General features: G+C 64.8%; 1 protein-coding gene. It reads left to right on the forward strand.

What is annotated here, in order from left to right:
* Window positions 1-728 (forward strand): alpha/beta fold hydrolase (locus IVA95_RS32695; RefSeq protein ID WP_247514249.1); only part of this gene is annotated, 728 nt, incomplete at its 5' end.
* Between the last annotated feature and the right edge of the window lie 210 nt (window positions 729-938).

Consider the following 938-nt stretch of genomic DNA (forward strand, 5'->3'; position numbering starts at 1 on the left):
TAGAATCATGGGGGGCGGGCGTGCCCGTGGTGTTAGTGCACGGCTCCCTGGCAACAGGATCCGACGAGTGGCAGGCTCAGCGACCGCTGGCCGACGGCGGCTTTTGTCTGTTGGTGCCAGACCGGCGTGGTTATGGGCGGAGTCCCGCGGCTCAAGGCGAGGATTTCCTGGTCGATGCCGACGACATCGCCGAACTCATGGGCGATGGCGCCCACCTTGTGGGACATTCCTACGGTGGCCTCGCGGTCCTGTTCGCCGCTGCGCGCCGTCCCGATGCGACTCTATCTCTGACACTGTTGGAGCCAGCCGCATTCGCGCTGGGCCAGCACCATCAAGCTGCGAGGACACTCGTGGCAGAAGTTCGCTCTCTCTGGGATCAGGAGGTTCCGGACGAGGAGTGGGTCATCCGTTTCCTGCAGGCTGTGGGGAGTGATCCGGACGCTCTTTCCCCCGAACTGATCGCGGCTGCAGTGCCGCTCGTGCCCGTGTTCCGCCGCGGACGGCCGATCTTTGAGCCTGAACTGCCGCTCGCCGCGCTGGCATCGGCCGCCTTCCCGAAACTCGTGGTATCCGGTGGGCATAGTGCCGGATTCGATGCCATCTGCGACGAGCTGGCTGAACGGATCGGCGCGTCTCGGATGGTGATCGAAGGTGCCGGCCACGAGATCCAGTTCACCGGAGAGCCGCTCAATGACGCGCTACTGACGCTGTGGCGCAGCGTCTCGTAGTGCCCGGTGGTGCGAGTAACAAGTGTGGCAGTATTCCTATGGAATCGCTGATTGCAGCCGTGGCGCGTGCGCTCGAAGCGGGTGATCCCCTCGGCGCCTTGAACCGCGTGGCGTTGCGCGACGATGCTGCCGCGCCCGCACTTCGAGGTATCGCGATGGTCCAGTACGGCTTTCCGGAACGCGACTCCGATGAGCGCGAGGTCCGGATTG

This window comes from Bradyrhizobium sp. 157 (assembly GCF_023073815.1).
In the GTDB taxonomy this organism is placed as follows: Bacteria; Pseudomonadota; Alphaproteobacteria; order Rhizobiales; family Xanthobacteraceae; genus Bradyrhizobium.